Origin of the sequence: Mycobacterium paraseoulense, from assembly GCF_010731655.1 — a bacterium.
GTDB classification, from domain to species: domain Bacteria; phylum Actinomycetota; class Actinomycetes; order Mycobacteriales; family Mycobacteriaceae; genus Mycobacterium; species Mycobacterium paraseoulense.
Map to the genome: position 1 here is coordinate 3,509,336 of NZ_AP022619.1, position 14,532 is coordinate 3,523,867.

Annotated in this window: 15 protein-coding genes; 4 read left to right on the top strand and 11 right to left on the bottom strand. The window is 67.1% G+C overall.

Annotation, left to right across the window (positions count from 1 at the left end):
* Positions 1-43: 43 nt before the first annotated feature.
* From G6N51_RS16295 to G6N51_RS16310, 4 genes are read right to left on the bottom strand one after another with little or no spacing between them, the layout of a single operon-like run.
* Entirely contained in the window at positions 44-346 is a 303-nt protein-coding gene (locus G6N51_RS16295; protein ID WP_083167696.1) for a hypothetical protein, read from the bottom strand.
* Between the two features lie 53 nt (positions 347-399).
* Positions 400-1,458, bottom strand: coding sequence for a 4-hydroxy-2-oxovalerate aldolase (gene dmpG, locus G6N51_RS16300; protein WP_083167693.1), 1,059 nt, complete (start codon positions 1,456-1,458; stop codon positions 400-402).
* Positions 1,455-2,387, bottom strand: a complete 933-nt coding sequence (locus G6N51_RS16305; RefSeq protein ID WP_083167689.1) for an acetaldehyde dehydrogenase (acetylating) — start codon at positions 2,385-2,387, stop codon at positions 1,455-1,457. The genes dmpG and G6N51_RS16305 overlap by 4 nt, the downstream gene beginning before the upstream one ends.
* A gap of 52 nt (positions 2,388-2,439) precedes the next feature.
* Positions 2,440-3,225 carry a 2-keto-4-pentenoate hydratase gene (locus G6N51_RS16310; protein WP_083167686.1) on the bottom strand — a complete coding sequence of 262 codons (786 nt, stop codon included), beginning with the start codon at positions 3,223-3,225 and terminating at the stop codon, positions 2,440-2,442.
* Between the two features lie 72 nt (positions 3,226-3,297).
* On the opposite strand from G6N51_RS16310, the gene kstD reads away from it, so the two are divergent.
* On the top strand, positions 3,298-4,980 hold the full coding sequence (gene kstD, locus G6N51_RS16315) for a 3-oxosteroid 1-dehydrogenase (protein WP_083168634.1): 1,683 nt from the start codon (positions 3,298-3,300) through the stop codon (positions 4,978-4,980).
* Position 4,981: 1 nt separating this feature from the next.
* Positions 4,982-5,842 carry a MaoC/PaaZ C-terminal domain-containing protein gene (locus G6N51_RS16320; RefSeq protein WP_083167681.1) on the top strand — a complete coding sequence of 287 codons (861 nt, stop codon included), beginning with the start codon at positions 4,982-4,984 and terminating at the stop codon, positions 5,840-5,842.
* Between the two features lie 52 nt (positions 5,843-5,894).
* Here G6N51_RS16320 and G6N51_RS16325 read toward each other — a convergent pair whose 3' ends face one another.
* The 7 genes from G6N51_RS16325 to G6N51_RS16355 form a co-directional block, all read right to left on the bottom strand.
* A complete protein-coding gene (locus G6N51_RS16325; protein WP_163750724.1) occupies positions 5,895-6,740 on the bottom strand; it encodes a DUF559 domain-containing protein in 846 nt (281 codons plus the stop codon).
* A gap of 129 nt (positions 6,741-6,869) precedes the next feature.
* On the bottom strand, positions 6,870-8,039 hold the full coding sequence (locus G6N51_RS16330) for a lipid-transfer protein (protein WP_083175793.1): 1,170 nt from the start codon (positions 8,037-8,039) through the stop codon (positions 6,870-6,872).
* Entirely contained in the window at positions 8,039-8,440 is a 402-nt protein-coding gene (locus tag G6N51_RS16335) for a MaoC family dehydratase (RefSeq protein WP_046183003.1), read from the bottom strand. Before G6N51_RS16335 ends, G6N51_RS16330 begins: the two co-directional genes overlap by 1 nt.
* A complete protein-coding gene (locus G6N51_RS16340; RefSeq protein ID WP_083175791.1) occupies positions 8,437-9,387 on the bottom strand; it encodes a bifunctional MaoC family dehydratase N-terminal/OB-fold nucleic acid binding domain-containing protein in 951 nt (316 codons plus the stop codon). Before G6N51_RS16340 ends, G6N51_RS16335 begins: the two co-directional genes overlap by 4 nt.
* Entirely contained in the window at positions 9,384-10,547 is a 1,164-nt protein-coding gene (fadE29, locus tag G6N51_RS16345) for an acyl-CoA dehydrogenase FadE29 (protein ID WP_083175789.1), read from the bottom strand. Before fadE29 ends, G6N51_RS16340 begins: the two co-directional genes overlap by 4 nt.
* A complete protein-coding gene (locus G6N51_RS16350) occupies positions 10,538-11,551 on the bottom strand; it encodes an acyl-CoA dehydrogenase family protein (RefSeq protein WP_083175787.1) in 1,014 nt (337 codons plus the stop codon). The genes fadE29 and G6N51_RS16350 overlap by 10 nt, the downstream gene beginning before the upstream one ends.
* Before the next feature lie 7 nt (positions 11,552-11,558).
* On the bottom strand, positions 11,559-12,800 hold the full coding sequence (locus G6N51_RS16355; RefSeq protein WP_083175785.1) for a cytochrome P450: 1,242 nt from the start codon (positions 12,798-12,800) through the stop codon (positions 11,559-11,561).
* 122 nt (positions 12,801-12,922) lie between these two features.
* On the opposite strand from G6N51_RS16355, the gene G6N51_RS16360 reads away from it, so the two are divergent.
* Both G6N51_RS16360 and G6N51_RS16365 read left to right on the top strand, forming a co-directional pair.
* Positions 12,923-14,086 carry a steroid 3-ketoacyl-CoA thiolase gene (locus tag G6N51_RS16360; RefSeq protein ID WP_083175783.1) on the top strand — a complete coding sequence of 388 codons (1,164 nt, stop codon included), beginning with the start codon at positions 12,923-12,925 and terminating at the stop codon, positions 14,084-14,086.
* Between the two features lie 3 nt (positions 14,087-14,089).
* On the top strand, positions 14,090-14,482 hold the full coding sequence (locus G6N51_RS16365; RefSeq protein ID WP_083175781.1) for a hypothetical protein: 393 nt from the start codon (positions 14,090-14,092) through the stop codon (positions 14,480-14,482).
* Positions 14,483-14,532: the final 50 nt, after the last annotated feature.

Here is a 14,532-nt window from a genome sequence, read left to right on the forward strand (position 1 = left end):
TTCCCGCGCGTCGGCGACAGCGTTCAAGGACGAGGCCGGCTCGCTAGGGTGGGCACGAGTGGGACAGGTCGATGAGGTGCTGGCGTACGTCGGGATGCCGGTTGAGGTAGTCGATCACGTTGGGGCCACCACCTTCGGCCTCCGACTTGGCCTGCAGCTGAGCATGGAGGTCCGGATGCCGCTGCAGGTACGAGTTGATGGATGCACCCACGTCCTGATTGCACTGGGGAGCTGCGCTGGCCGTTGGCAGTGCGATCATCGTCGCGGCGGTGGCGGTGAGTAGTCCCCCGGCGAGCAGGCCGTACCGTCCCCGGCGAGGACCGACTGTCGTGTCTGTCGTGCTCATGCGCGCCAGGCTACTCGCGGTTCCTTTGCGTCGCCTGTGCGCGCGGAGGTGGGCTATTTGGTGGCGGCGCCGTTTTCTTGCTCGCGCTTGATTTCCAGGGCGATGTCGATGAGCTGGTCTTCCTGGCCGCCGATGAGCTTGCGCTGGCCCGCCCGGTGCAGCAGCTGGTGCGCGGGCACGCCGTAGCGCTCCGACTGGCGGATGGCGTGCTTGAGGAAGCTCGAATACACCCCGGAGTAGCCCATGATCAGGGCGTTGCGGTCCAGCAGGCATTCGGCCGGCATGGCCGGGGCGACGACCTCCTCGGCGGCGTCGGCGATGTCGAAGAAGTCGATGCCGGTCTTGACGCCGATCTTGTCGAACACCCCGATCAAGGCCTCCACGGGCGCATTGCCCGCGCCGGCGCCGAACCGGCGGCACGAGCCGTCGATCTGCTTGGCGCCCGCGCGCACGGCCTCCACGCTGTTCGCCACCCCGAGCCCGAGGTTCTCGTGCCCGTGGAAGCCGACCTGGGCGTCGTCACCGAGCTCGGCCACCAGCGCGGCCACCCGGTCGCGCACGCCTTCGAGGACCAGCGCGCCGGCCGAATCGACCACGTACACGCACTGGCAGCCCGCGTCGGCCATGATGCGGGCCTGCGCGGCCAGCTTCTCCGGCGGGATCGTGTGGCTCATCATCAGGAACCCGACGGTCTCCAAACCGAGCTCGCGGGCCAGGCCGAAGTGCTGGATCGACACGTCGGCCTCGGTGCAGTGCGTGGCGATCCGGCAGATCGACCCGCCGTTGTTCTGCGCCTCCTTGATGTCCTCCTTGGTGCCCACGCCGGGCAACATCAGGAAGGCGATCTTGGCTTCCTTGGCGGTCTCGGCGGCGAGCTTGATCAGCTCCTGCTCGGGCGTTTTGGAGAAGCCGTAGTTGAAGCTGGAGCCGCCCAGCCCGTCGCCGTGGGTGACCTCGATGACCGGCACCCCGGCGGCGTCCAGGGCGGCCACGATGGCGCCCACCTCGTCTTTGGTGAATTGGTGGCGCTTGTGATGCGAGCCGTCGCGCAGCGACGTGTCGGTCAGCCGGACATCCCAGATCGGGTTGAAGAAGATCTCCTGGGTGCTCATGCCTGCATTCCTCCCGCCGTCGCGGATAAGGATTCCTTCGCGATTTCCTCGCCGACCTTGGTGGCCGCGGCGGTCATGATGTCCAGATTGCCCGCATAGGGCGGCAGGTAATCGCCGGCGCCCTCGACTTCGACGAACGTGGTGACCACCGCCTGACCGCCCGAATTGAGCGACGGCTCGTCGAACTGGGGCTCGTTGAGCAGCCGGTATCCCGGCACGTAGGTCTGCACCTCGGCCACCACGTCGTAAATGGATTTGGCGATCGCGTCGCGATCGGCGTCCTCGGGGATGGCGCAGAAAATGGTGTCGCGCATGATCATCGGCGGGTCGGCCGGGTTGAGGATGATGATCGCCTTGCCGCGCTTGGCGCCGCCGATGGTTTCCACACCCTTGCTGGTGGTCTTGGTGAACTCGTCGATGTTGGCCCGCGTGCCCGGGCCGGCGGAGACCGAGGCGACCGAGGCGACGATCTCGGCGTAGGGCACGCCGCCCTTTTCGACCAACGCGCGACTGACCGCGTACACGATCGGGATGGTCGCCTGCCCCCCGCAGGTGATCATGTTGACGTTCGGCGCGTCCAGGTGCTGGCGCAGGTTCGCCGGCGGGATGACCGCCGGGCCCACCGCGGCCGGGGTCAGGTCGATCGCCCGGATACCCGCGGCTTCGTACTTCGGCGCCGCGTCGCGGTGAACGTAGGCGCTGGTCGCCTCGAACACCAGGTCGGGCTTCTCGGACTGGGCCAGCAACCAGTCCACCCCTTCGTGCGTGGTCTCCAAACCCAGCTTGCGGGCCCGGGCCAGCCCCTCGCTTTCCGGGTCGATACCGACCATCCAGCGCGGCTCCAGCCAGTCCGACCGCAGCAGCTTGTAGAGCAGGTCAGTGCTGATGTTTCCCGACCCGACAATGGCCACACTCGCCTTAGCCGGCATGATGCTCCTTCGCGAAGCTCTCGATATTTAAGTCCGACGATTTAATTCGAGACTATTCGAACGACAGATGGACAGAACCAAGGCCCGTGAAGTCGGCCACAAACTTGTCGCCGGCGTGCGCGTCGATCGCCCGCGTGCACGATCCGGGAAGCACCACGTCGCCCTTGCGTAACCGCACGCCGAACCCGTCCACCTTCCGGGCCAGCCACGCCACCGCGGTGACCGGATTGCCCAGCACCGCGTCGGTGCGGCCCTTCGCGACGACCTCACCATTGCAACTGAGGACGGCATCGATGCCCTTGACGTCGACGTCGCCAGGCGCGATGCGCGCCTGGCCCAGGACAAAGCCCGCCGACGAGGCGTTGTCGGCGATGGTGTCGCACAACTCGATCTTCCAGTCGGTGATCCGGGTGTCGATCAACTCGATGGAGGGCACCAGCGCCTCGGTGGCCGCCAGCACGTCGTCCTCGGTGCAGCCGGCCCCCGGCAGGTCGGCGTTGAGGATGAAACCGACCTCGACCTCGACCCGCGGCCACAGGTAGCGGCTCGCCTTGACCGGGGTGTCTTCGAACAATTGCATCTCGTCGAGCAAATGCCCGTAGTCCGGCTCGTCAACCCCCATCATCTGTTGGATCGCCTTCGACGACAGGCCCACCTTGTGCCCCAGTACCCGGGCCCCCTCGGCGACCCGCTGGCGGATATTGATCAGCTGGATCTCATACGCGTCGACGACGTCGATGTCCGGGTGCACCGCGGTCAGCGGAGCGATCGGCTCGCGGCTCCGCTCCGCCTGCGCCAGTTCGGCAGCCAGCTCGTCTCGCGTCGCAACACTGAGCATCTGCGGAAGTCTCCTCGTTCGTGTGACCGGCCCAGTAGCGCCCGGCCCGGGCAATTCTATAACGTGTTCTACATGACAGCACAGGAGCTCGACGTCGTCGTGGTCGGGAGCGGCGGGGCCGGCATGGTAGCTGCCCTTACCGCCGCTCACCGGGGCCTTTCCACAATAGTCATCGAGAAGGCTGCCCATTTTGGCGGCTCGACCGCGCGGTCGGGTGGCGGCGTCTGGATCCCCAACAACGAGATCCTCAAGCGTGACGGCGTCCGGGACAATTCCGAGGCGGCCCGGACCTACCTGCACGGCATCGTCGGCGACATCGTCGAGCCGGAACGCATCGACACCTACCTCGACCGCGGGCCCGAGATGCTGTCGTTCGTGCTCAAGCACACCCCGCTGAAGATGTGCTGGGTCCCGCGTTACTCCGACTACTACCCCGAGGCGCCGGGCGGGCGTGCGGAGGGCCGCTCGATCGAGCCGAAGCCGTTCGACGCTCGCAAGCTGGGTGCCGACATGGCCGGCCTGGAGCCGGCCTACGGCAAGGTGCCGCTCAACGTCGTGGTGATGCAGCAGGACTACGTGCGGCTGAACCAGCTCAAGCGGCACCCGCGGGGCGTGCTGCGCAGCCTGAAGGTCGGCGCCCGCACGATGTGGGCGAAGGCGACCGGTAAGAACCTCGTCGGGATGGGCCGGGCGTTGATCGGCCCGCTGCGGATCGGCCTGCAACGCGCCGGTGTTCCGGTCTTGCTCAACACCGCGCTGACCGACCTGTACGTCGAGGACGGCGTGGTGCGCGGCGTCTACGTGCGCGACACGGGCGCATCGGAGTCTTCCGAGCCGCGGCTCATCCGGGCCCGGCGCGGGGTGATCCTCGCCTCCGGCGGGTTCGAGCACAACGAGCAGATGCGGGTGAAATATCAACGGGCGCCGATCACCACGGAGTGGACCGTGGGCGCCAAGGCCAACACCGGAGACGGCATCGTCGCCGCTGAAAAGCTCGGCGCCGCACTGGAACTGATGGAAGACGCCTGGTGGGGCCCGACCGTGCCCCTGGTGGGCGCACCGTGGTTCGCGTTGTCGGAACGCAATTCGCCGGGATCGATCATCGTCAACATGTCGGGCAAGCGATTCATGAACGAGTCGATGCCCTACGTCGAGGCCTGCCACCACATGTACGGCGGGGAATTCGGCCAGGGGCCGGGGCCGGGCGAGAACATCCCGGCGTGGCTGGTGTTCGACCAGCAATACCGGGATCGCTACATCTTCGCGGGATTGCAGCCAGGACAACGCATTCCCCGCAAATGGCTGGAATCCGGGGTCATCATCCAGGCCGACACGCTCGAAGAGCTCGCCCAGAAGGCCGGCCTTCCGGTTGCGGAGTTCACCGCTACGGTGGCGCGGTTCAACGGTTTTGCCAGGTCGGGCGTCGACGAGGACTACCACCGCGGCGAGAGCGCCTACGACCGCTACTACGGCGACCCGACCAACAAGCCGAACCCCAACCTCGGCGAGCTCACGCACGCGCCGTACTACGCCGCCAAGATGGTGCCCGGCGACCTGGGCACCAAGGGCGGCGTCCGCACCGACGTCCACGGCCGCGCGCTGCGCGACGACGGCTCCATCATCGAAGGGCTCTATGCCGCGGGCAATGTCAGCGCCCCGGTGATGGGCCACACCTATCCGGGCCCCGGCGGCACCATCGGCCCGGCCATGACCTTCGGCTACTTGGCCGCGCTGCACATTGCGGGGGAGCGCTGACATGCCCATTGACGTAGACGTCGCGCTGGCCGCCGAGCTGGACCCGATCGAATTCGCTTGGACGAGCAGCGATGTGCAGCTCTACCACTTGGCGTTGGGGGCCGGCAAGGACCCGATGGACCCGCGCGAACTGCGCTACCTCGTCGACGACACACCGCAGGTCCTGCCGACGTTCGGCAACGTCGCGGCCTCCTTCCACATGACCAAGCCGCCGACCGTGCAGTTCCCCGGGATCGACATCGAGCTGGGCAAGGTGCTGCACGCCAGCGAGCGGGTGGAGGTGCCCGGGCCGCTGCCGCCCTCGGGATCCGCTCGCGCCGTCACCCGGTTCACCGACATCTGGGACAAGGGCAAGGCCGCGGTCATCTGGAGCGAGACGACGGTCAGCGCGCCCGACGGCACCCTGCTCTGGACACAGCGGCGGTCCATCTTCGCCCGTGGCGAAGGCGGTTTCGGCGGCGAGCGTGGACCGTCGACTTCGGACGCCGCGCCGGACCGGGCGCCCGATGTGGAGGTCGCGGTGCCGATCCTGCCGCAGCAGGCACTGCTGTACCGGCTCTGCGGGGATCGCAACCCGCTGCACTCCGACCCCGAATTCGCTGCGGCCGCGGGCTTTTCGCAGCCCATCCTGCACGGCCTGTGCACCTATGGCATGACATGCAAGGCCATCGTCGACACGATGCTGGACGGCGACGCCGGCGCGGTGGCAGCCTACGGTGCACGGTTTGCCGGTGTCGCGTTCCCCGGCGAGACCCTCAACGTCGGCATCTGGAAGGAAGACGGGCGGCTACTGGCCAGCGTTGTCGCGCCTTCGCGTGACAACGCGGTAGTGCTGAGCGGCGTCGAACTCATCCCAGCCTGAGGCTTATGCGCCGAGCGCCCGGCCAGCCGGGGGCTCGTGGTCGTGTGCCCGGCTAACCGGGCACACGACGAGCACGCGCCGCGCGAACCCTGTGAATGATGTCGCCGGGCCGGTCACCGGCGACCACCCTTACCACGATCCAACCCAGACACTCGAGTGTTTCCAGCCTCCGAACATCCCAGGTGTACTGCCGGCGATCGCTGCGGTGCTGCTCACCGTCGTACTCGACGGCGACTTTGATCTCTTCCCACCCCATATCCAAATAGGCGAACACGCTGCCGAATTCGTCGAGCACCGGGATCTGCGTCTGGGGCCGCGGCAGGCCAGCCTCAATCAGCACCATGCGAAGCCATGACTCTTTCGGCGACTGCGCCCCGGCATCGAACAGGTCGGCGGCTCGCCGTGCTCGCGCGATGCCTCGGCGCCCGGCATACCTGCGGGCCAGCAGCTCGACATCAACTGCTTTGATTTCCGTCGCGCCGGCCAAAGCGTCAATACCTGCCACGGCGGTCATCGTCGGGTACCAGCAGCCCATGTCCAGGGCTGTTCTGGCGGGCGATGTAACCGTCAGGCCGCCGATTACTTCGATTTCATCCGCGGCGACGGTGTCTCTATGCAGTTGCATGCCCGACGAGCGATGGTGGTTCGTGTGAATTAGCTCCACGACTCTTCTGTCGTCGACCCATTTGCTTCCGTGCACGGCGGCCGCCGAGAACCCCGCCACGATTCCGCGGCGCCCGGTCCACAACCACGCGGCCTTGGCACGCACCGCGGCGGTCAGCTCAGCATCGCGATCGATGTACACGCCTCGAAAAAGCCGGTGGTACCGCGTCTCCAATTGGCTCTTGGTCAACAGTCCGGAGGCGATGGCTTCGCTCCCGAAAAATGGCTCACCCATCGCCGCAGGGTCGCATGCGTAGCCACCGCCGTCACTTCAGCCGCCCAGCGCCCGTCCAGCAGCACGTTGAGCGCCGAACGCCCGGCCAGCCGGGCGCTCGGCGGGAGAGAAGCGGGAGAGAACCAAGCGCTAGCCGAGAATCAGGCCCGACGTGGGGACGCCGGTGCCCGCGGTGACCAGCACGTGTTCGACGTCGGGCACCGGGTTCACCGAGGTCCCGCGCAATTGCCGGACCCCCTCGGCGATGCCGTTCATGCCATGGATGTAGGCCTCACCGAGTTGACCGCCATGGGTGTTGATGGGAAGCCGCCCACCGATTTCGATCGCACCGTCGGCGATGAAGTCCTTGGCCTCGCCCTTACCGCAGAATCCCAACTCCTCCAACTGAATCAGCGTGAAGGGGGTGAAATGGTCGTACAAGACGGCGGTCTGGATGTCGGACGGCTTCAGGCCGGACTGCTGCCACAGCTGCTGCCCCACCACGCCCATCTCCGGTAGGCCCAGTTCCGGCCGGTAGTAGCTGACCATCGTGTACTGGTCGGGGCTCGAGCCCTGCGACGCCGCCTCGATGACGGCCGGCCGCTGCTTGAGGTCCCGCGCGCGCTCCACCGAAGTCACCACGATCGCGACCGCACCGTCGGTTTCCTGGCAGCAGTCCAGCAGCCGCAGCGGCTCGGCGATCCATCGCGAATTCTGGTGATCCTCAATGGTGATCGGCTTCCCGTAGAAGTACGCCTTGGGATTCTTCGCGGCGTGCTTGCGGTCGGCCACCGAGATGACGCCGAAGTCGCGGCTGGTCGCACCGGAGGAGTGCATGTAGCGCTGGGCGATCATGGCGACCTGGGCGGCCGGTGTGGACAGACCATGCGGGTAGGAGAAGGAATTGTCGGCGGCGGTCGAATCGGCCTGCGCGCGGGCGTCTCCCGCCAGCCGGGCCTGCACCTGGCCGAACCGCATGCCCGACCGTTCGTTGAACGCCCGGTACGCCACCACGACGTCGGCCACCCCGGTGGCGACGGCCATCGCCGCCTGCTGGACGGTCGCACACGCGGCGCCGCCACCGTAACCGATCTGCGAGAAGAACTTCAGGTCACCGATACCGACCGCGCGGGCCACCGCGGTCTCGTTGTTGGTGTCCATCGTGAAGGTGGTCAGCCCGTCGACGTCCGACGGCGAAAGGCCCGCGTCGTCCAACGCGTCCAACACCGCCTCGGCGGCCAACCGCAGCTCGCTTCGACCGGAGTCCTTCGAGAAGTCGGTGGCGCCGATGCCGACGATCGCGGCCTTGCCCGACAACATCAGGAATCCCCCATCGTCAGTGTCACGGTCGCGATGACGTGATCGCCAAGGCTGTTGCGCCCGAACACCTTCACCGTGATCAGGCCGTCCTCCACGGCGGTCACCTCACCGGAGAAGGTCACCGTGTCGTAGGCGTACCACGGCACGCCGAGCCGCAGCCCGATGGACTTGATCAGCGCCGACGGGCCCGCCCAGTCGGTGACGTAGCGCTGCACCAGGCCGGTGTCGGTGAGGATGTTGACGAAGATGTCCTTCGACCCCTTGGCCTGTGCCAGGTCCCGGTCGTGGTGCACGTCCTGGAAGTCCCGCGTGGCCAGGGCCGTCGAGATGATGAAGGTGGGGTCGCCGTGCAGCTTGAGTTCGGGCAGTACGGTGCCCACTTCGATCGCCGGCGCGCTCATGCCTGCGGCTCCCACGCATACAGTGTCCACTCCGGGCCGCTGTCACCGGCGGGGAAGTCGATATAGGTTGCGCGCACCGGCATTCCAATCCTCACGTCGGCCGGGTCGACCCCGCGCAGCTCGCCCAGCATCCGCACGCCCTCGTCGAGTTCGACCAACGCGATCACGAATGGCAGCGTACGGCCCGGCACCTTCGGCGCATGGTGCACGACGAAACTGAACACCGTGCCGTTGCCGCCGGCCACCACGTAATCGATCGGCGCGGCCTTGTCCTGCCACACCGCCGGCACGGGCGGGTGCTGCAGGCTGCCGTCGGGTCGCCGCTGGATCCGCAGCTCGTGCGCCTTGACCCCCTCCCAGAAGAAGGCGGTGTCCCGCGACGACGAGGGACGCATCATGGCGTCGGGATCCAGGTCCTCGGGCACGGCAGGCCCGGACGCCTCTTCCCGCGGCTTGAATTTCAGGATGCGCCAGTTCATCTCGGCGACGTCCTCATCCCCGACCCGCCAGATGATGTGCTGGTTGATGAAATAACCCTCACCCAAACCGGTCTGCTTGGGCCCGATCACGTCACCCATCTCCGAGGTGATGCTGACGTGCTCGCCGGGACGCAGGTAGCGGTGATAGGTCTGCTCGCAGTTGGTGGCGACGACGCCGATGTAGCCGGCGTTGTCGAACAACTCCATGAGGGGGCCCATCGGGTCGTCCTTCGGACGCTCACCGCTCAGGCCGAACATGGTCCAGACCTGAATCATCGCCGGCGGGGCAACGATTCCCGGATGCCCGGCCGCCCGGGCCGCGGCCTCGTCGACGTAGACGGGGTTGCGGTCGCCGATGGCCTCCACCCAGTTGTTGACCATCGGCTGGTTCACCGGGTCGCGGCCGGCGCGCGGCTTGGGCCCACCGGCCGCCTTGATCTCGGCGACGGCGTCGTGGATGTCGGTCATCGGGGCACCCTCGGCACTTTGAGGCCCGCCGCCGCGATCATCTCTCGCATGACTTCGTTGACGCCTCCACCGAAGGTGATGACCAGGTTGCGCTTGGTTTGCGAGTCCAGCCAGTTAAGCAGCTCGGCGGTGTCCGAGTCGGCCGGGTTGCCATACTTGCCGACGATCTCTTCGGCGAGTCGGCCGATGTACTGAATGCGCTCGGTGCCAAAGACTTTCGTGGCCGCGGCGTCGGCCATGTTGATGTCTTCACCGGCCGCGGCCACCTGCCAGTTGAGCAGCTCGTTGATCCGCCACATCGCGTGGATCTCGCCGAGCGCCCGCTTGACGTCCTGATGGTCGATCGGGGTTATCCCGTCGCTGCCCGGCTTGGATGCCCAGGAGTGCAAACGGTCGTAGATGCCGGCAGTGCGGCCCGCCGGGCCGAGCATGACGCGTTCGTTGTTGAGCTGGGTGGTGATGAGCCGCCAGCCGCCGTTCTCCTCGCCGACCAGCATGTCCGCCGGCACCCGCACGTCGTTGTAGTACGTGGCGTTGGTGTGGTGCGCGCCGTCGGACAGGATGATCGGGGTCCAAGAGAATCCGGGATCCTTCGTGTCGACGATCAGGATCGAAATGCCCTTGTGCTTCACGGCTTCCGGGTCGGTGCGGCAGGCCAGCCAGATGTAGTCGGCGTCGTGCCCGCCGGTGGTCCACATCTTCTGGCCGTTGACGATGTACTCGTCGCCCTGACGGACGGCGGTGGTTCGCAGGGACGCCAGGTCGGTGCCCGCCTCTGGTTCGCTGTAGCCGATCGCGAAGTGCACCTCGCCCGCCAAGATCGCCGGCAGGAACTTCTTCTTCTGCGCCTCACTACCGAACTGCTGCAGCGTCGGACCGACGGTCTGCAGGGTGACGGCGGGCAGCGGAACGTCGGCCCGATGCGCCTCGTTGACGAAGATCGACTGCTCGATGGGACCGAAGCCCAAGCCGCCGAACTCCTTTGGCCACCCCACGCCGAGCTTGCCGTCCCGGCCCATCCGCCTGATCACCGCGCGGTAGGCCTCGTTGTGCCGGTCCTGCTCCATCGCCTTCATCTCGTCGGACGAGATCAGGTTCGAAAAGTACTCCCGCAGTTCCGCTTGCAGCTGGCGCTGCTCCGGAGTCAGGTCTATGAACATTGCGCTCCCACCAAGTCGAGCCGATGAGAAGAACCGCCCAGCAGTCGGGACAGGTCCTTGATCGTCGAGTAGTACCGGTGCATCGGGTAGGTGACGTCCATCCCCATGCCGCCGTGTAGATGATGGCAGGTCTGCATGACCGGCGGCGCCTGCGAGGTGATCCAGTAACCGAGAACGTCGAGGTCGTCGTCGGCGTCCCGGCCCTCGGACAGCCGCCACACCACCGACTTGGCCGCCAAATCGATCGTGCGCGAGGCGATGTAGACCTCGGCGAGTTGCGCCGCCACCGTCTGGAACGTGGACAGCGGCTTGCCGAACTGCTTGCGGTTGGCCACGTAGTCCGCGGTCAGGCGCAGCGCCCCGGCCACCAGCCCGTCGGCATAAGCGCCGACGGCCGCCAAGGCAAGCTGGTTGACCCGATGCGCCCGGGCTCCGGCCAGCACGTCGGACTCGCCGACAGCGACGTCGGCGAACGTGACGGTGTACTCGTCCGCACCGTTCGATGTCGGCGTCTTAACCACCGCCACGCCGTCGGCCTTCGGCGACACCACCACCACCGCGCTGTCGGCGGTCACGACGATCCAGTCGGCCGATTCGGCATACGGCACAGCCACTTTGGTGCCCGCCAGGCGGCCGTTGGCGAACGTCGTCGACGGCCGATCGGGCAGCGCGGTGCCGGGCTCGTTGAGTGCGGCAGTCAGCACGCCACCCTTGGCGACGCCGCTCAGGAACCGGTCCTGCTGTTCGGCGGAGGCCAGCTCAAGCAGCGGCGCCACGCCGAAGCCGAGCGTGGCCAGCGCGGGCGTGATGGCGCCGTGACGACCCACCTCGGTGAGCACCGTGGCAACCTCGGGCAGGCCCACGCCGTCGCCGCCGAGGCGTTCGGGCACCGGCAGCGCCGCCACGCCCCCGCTGACCAGCGCGTCCCAGCTGAGGTCACGATCCAGAACGGACGTCACCACGTCGGCGACGGCCTGTTGCGTCGCAGTGAGGTTGAAGTCCATCAGGACGTCACCGCGTCGCGCCGGTGTAGTCGACCTGCCAGTGCTTGATCCCGTTGAGCCAGCCCGACCGCAGCCGCTCCGGCTCGCCGATGGGCTTGAGGTCCGGCATGTGATCGGCGACCGCGTTGAAGATCAGGTTGATGGTCATGCGGGCCAGGTTCGCGCCGATGCAGTAGTGGGCGCCGGTGCCGCCGAAGCCGACATGGGGATTCGGGTCGCGCAGGATGTTGAAGGTGTGCGGGTCTTCGAAGACCTCTTCGTCGAAATTGGCGGACCGGTAGGACATCACCACCCGCTGGCCCTTCTTGATCTGGACACCGGCCAACTCGGTGTCCTCGTTGGCGGTGCGCTGGAAGGCCGACACCGGGGTGGCCCACCGGATGATCTCGTCGGCGGTGGTCGACGGGCGCTCCTTCTTGAACAGCTCCCACTGATCGGGGTTGTTGGCCATGGCGATCATGCCGTGCGTGATCGAGTTGCGCGTGGTCTCGTTGCCCGCCACGGCGAGCATGACCACGAAGAAGCCGAACTCGTCGTCGGAGAGCTTTTCGCCCTCGATGTCGGCCTCGATGAGCGTGGTGACGATGTCGTCGGTCGGGTTCTTGCCCCGCTCCTCGGCCATGGCCATCGCGTAGGTGATCAGCTCCATCGACGACTGTGCGGGATCGACGTGCGCATACTCGGGGTCCGTGCCGCCCGTCATCTCGTTGGACCAGCGGAAGAGCTTGTCGCGGTCCTCCTGGGGAACGCCGAGCAGCCCCGCGATGGCTTGCAGCGGCAGCTCGCACGAGACCTGCTCGACGAAGTCGCCGCTGCCCTCGGCCGCCGCGGTCTTGGCGATGTTCTGGGCCCGCTGGGCCAGTTCGGCTTCCAGCCGTCCGATGGCCCGCGGGGTGAACCCGCGGGAGATGATCTTGCGCAGCCGGGTGTGGTGCGGCGCGTCCATGTTGAGCATGACGCTGCGCTGCAGTTCCACCTGCTCACGCTTCATCTCCGGCGGCCATGTCGGGATGGCGCCGTTCATCCAGCTGGAGAAGATGTCACTGCGTTTCGACACCTCCTTGACGTCGGCGTGCCTGGTGACGATCCAATAGCCGTGGTCCTCGAACCCGCCGGCGCCGTTGGGAATGTCGACCCAGTGGATCGGCTCCGCCTTGCGCAGCCAGGCGAGCTCCTCGACGGGCAGCCCGGCGAGGTTGACGTCCGGGTCAAGGAAGTCGAAGTCGGCGGGAATGTTGGGGGGTGCCATGATGTGTGCGCTCCTCAATTGCAACGTGTTCTAGTGCCAGTAAAACACGGCTCCTAGGCAGATAAAAGGCAGGTCATCATCCTCGCTTGTCAGAGTAATGAAACGTGTTCTAGCCTGACGGAATGGGTAACCCGGTAATCGTCGAAGCCACCCGCAGCCCGATCGGCAAGCGGAACGGATGGCTGTCAGGGCTGCACGCCACCGAGCTGCTCGGTGCGGTGCAGAAGGCACTGGTGGAGAAGGCCGGCATCGATGCGGGCGACGTCGAACAGGTGATCGGCGGCTGCGTGACGCAGTTCGGCGAGCAGTCCAACAACATCACCCGGGTGAGCTGGCTCGTCGCCGGGCTGCCCGAACACGTCGGCGCCACGACCGTGGACTGCCAGTGCGGCAGCAGCCAGCAGGCCAACGGCCTGATCGCCGGCCTGATCGCGGCCGGCGCGATCGACATCGGCATCGCGTGCGGAATCGAGGCCATGAGCCGCGTCGGACTCGGCGCCAACGCCGGTCCCGACCGCAGCATCCTGCGGCCCGCGTCGTGGGACATCGACCTGCCCGACCAGTTCACCGCCGCTGAGCGGATCGCCAAGCGGCGCGGCATCACGCGTGACGACATCGACCAGTTCGGTTACGAGTCGCAGGCCAAGGCCAAGCAGGCCTGGGAGGAAGGCCGTTTCGATCGCGAGATCTCCCCGATCGAGGCGCCGGCGCTGGACGAGAACAAGCAACCGACGTCGGAGCGGGTCACCATCTCCCGCGACCAGGGCCTGCGGGAGACGACTCTGTCGGGCCTTTCCGCGCTGAAGCCGGTCATCGAGGGCGGGATCCACACGGCGGGAACGTCGTCGCAGATCTCCGACGGGGCCGCGGCCGTGTTGTGGATGGACGAGGACAAGGCCAAGGCGCTCGGGCTGCGGCCGCGGGCGCGCATCGTCAGCCAGGCGCTCATCGGCGCCGAGCCGTACTACCACCTGGACGGCCCGGTGCAGTCGACGGCCAAGGTGCTGGAGAAGGCCGGCATGAAGATGGGCGACATCGACCTGGTAGAGATCAACGAGGCCTTCGCGTCGGTGGTGCTGTCGTGGGCGCGAGTCCACGAGCCCGACATGGCCAGGGTCAACGTCAACGGCGGTGCCATCGCGCTGGGCCACCCGGTGGGCAGCACCGGCAGCAGGCTGATCACCACCGCCCTGCACGAGCTGGAGCGCACCGATCAGACCACCGCGCTGATCACCATGTGCGCGGGCGGGGCCCTGTCGACCGGCACCATCATCGAGCGCATCTAGCACTTGATCGTCTCGGAGGAGAGCCGCATCGCCGCGGCGCAGTCCTATATCGACGCGCTGGTCAGCCATGACGGCGACTCAGTGCCGTTCGCCGCGCGGTGCACCCGCGTCGAGCAGGGGATCAAGAACGGGTTTTCCGGAAACCACCTGCGCCGCAGCCTTAATCGCGGTGCCCAGTACCGATTCCTCGCCGACACCACACCGCCGGACTACCGGATCGAGGGCGATCGGGTGCACGCGGCGTACACCGTGCTCACCAAGGCGGCGTTCGGCGGCCGGCGGCTGGCCGCACGGGTCAGCGAGACGTTCGCGATTCCCGCCGAAACTCCGAGCGGGGCGGCCGAAATCCAGCACATCAAGGTTCGCTTCCAACCGTTCGTCCAGCAGCGCCGGTAACGACGCAGCCCGCAAAGCGGGGTGGGGAGAAGCCGGCACATCGAGCACAG

Coding starts and splice junctions, on each gene's coding strand:
- G6N51_RS16295 (WP_083167696.1), bottom strand. CDS start 346: ATGAGCACGACAGACACGACAGTCGGTCCTCGCCGGGGACGGTACGGC.
- dmpG (WP_083167693.1), bottom strand. CDS start 1,458: ATGAGCACCCAGGAGATCTTCTTCAACCCGATCTGGGATGTCCGGCTG.
- G6N51_RS16305 (WP_083167689.1), bottom strand. CDS start 2,387: ATGCCGGCTAAGGCGAGTGTGGCCATTGTCGGGTCGGGAAACATCAGC.
- G6N51_RS16310 (WP_083167686.1), bottom strand. CDS start 3,225: ATGCTCAGTGTTGCGACGCGAGACGAGCTGGCTGCCGAACTGGCGCAG.
- kstD (WP_083168634.1), top strand. CDS start 3,298: ATGACAGCACAGGAGCTCGACGTCGTCGTGGTCGGGAGCGGCGGGGCC.
- G6N51_RS16320 (WP_083167681.1), top strand. CDS start 4,982: ATGCCCATTGACGTAGACGTCGCGCTGGCCGCCGAGCTGGACCCGATC.
- G6N51_RS16325 (WP_163750724.1), bottom strand. CDS start 6,740: ATGGGTGAGCCATTTTTCGGGAGCGAAGCCATCGCCTCCGGACTGTTG.
- G6N51_RS16330 (WP_083175793.1), bottom strand. CDS start 8,039: ATGTTGTCGGGCAAGGCCGCGATCGTCGGCATCGGCGCCACCGACTTC.
- G6N51_RS16335 (WP_046183003.1), bottom strand. CDS start 8,440: ATGAGCGCGCCGGCGATCGAAGTGGGCACCGTACTGCCCGAACTCAAG.
- G6N51_RS16340 (WP_083175791.1), bottom strand. CDS start 9,387: ATGACCGACATCCACGACGCCGTCGCCGAGATCAAGGCGGCCGGTGGG.
- fadE29 (WP_083175789.1), bottom strand. CDS start 10,547: ATGTTCATAGACCTGACTCCGGAGCAGCGCCAGCTGCAAGCGGAACTG.
- G6N51_RS16350 (WP_083175787.1), bottom strand. CDS start 11,551: ATGGACTTCAACCTCACTGCGACGCAACAGGCCGTCGCCGACGTGGTG.
- G6N51_RS16355 (WP_083175785.1), bottom strand. CDS start 12,800: ATGGCACCCCCCAACATTCCCGCCGACTTCGACTTCCTTGACCCGGAC.
- G6N51_RS16360 (WP_083175783.1), top strand. CDS start 12,923: ATGGGTAACCCGGTAATCGTCGAAGCCACCCGCAGCCCGATCGGCAAG.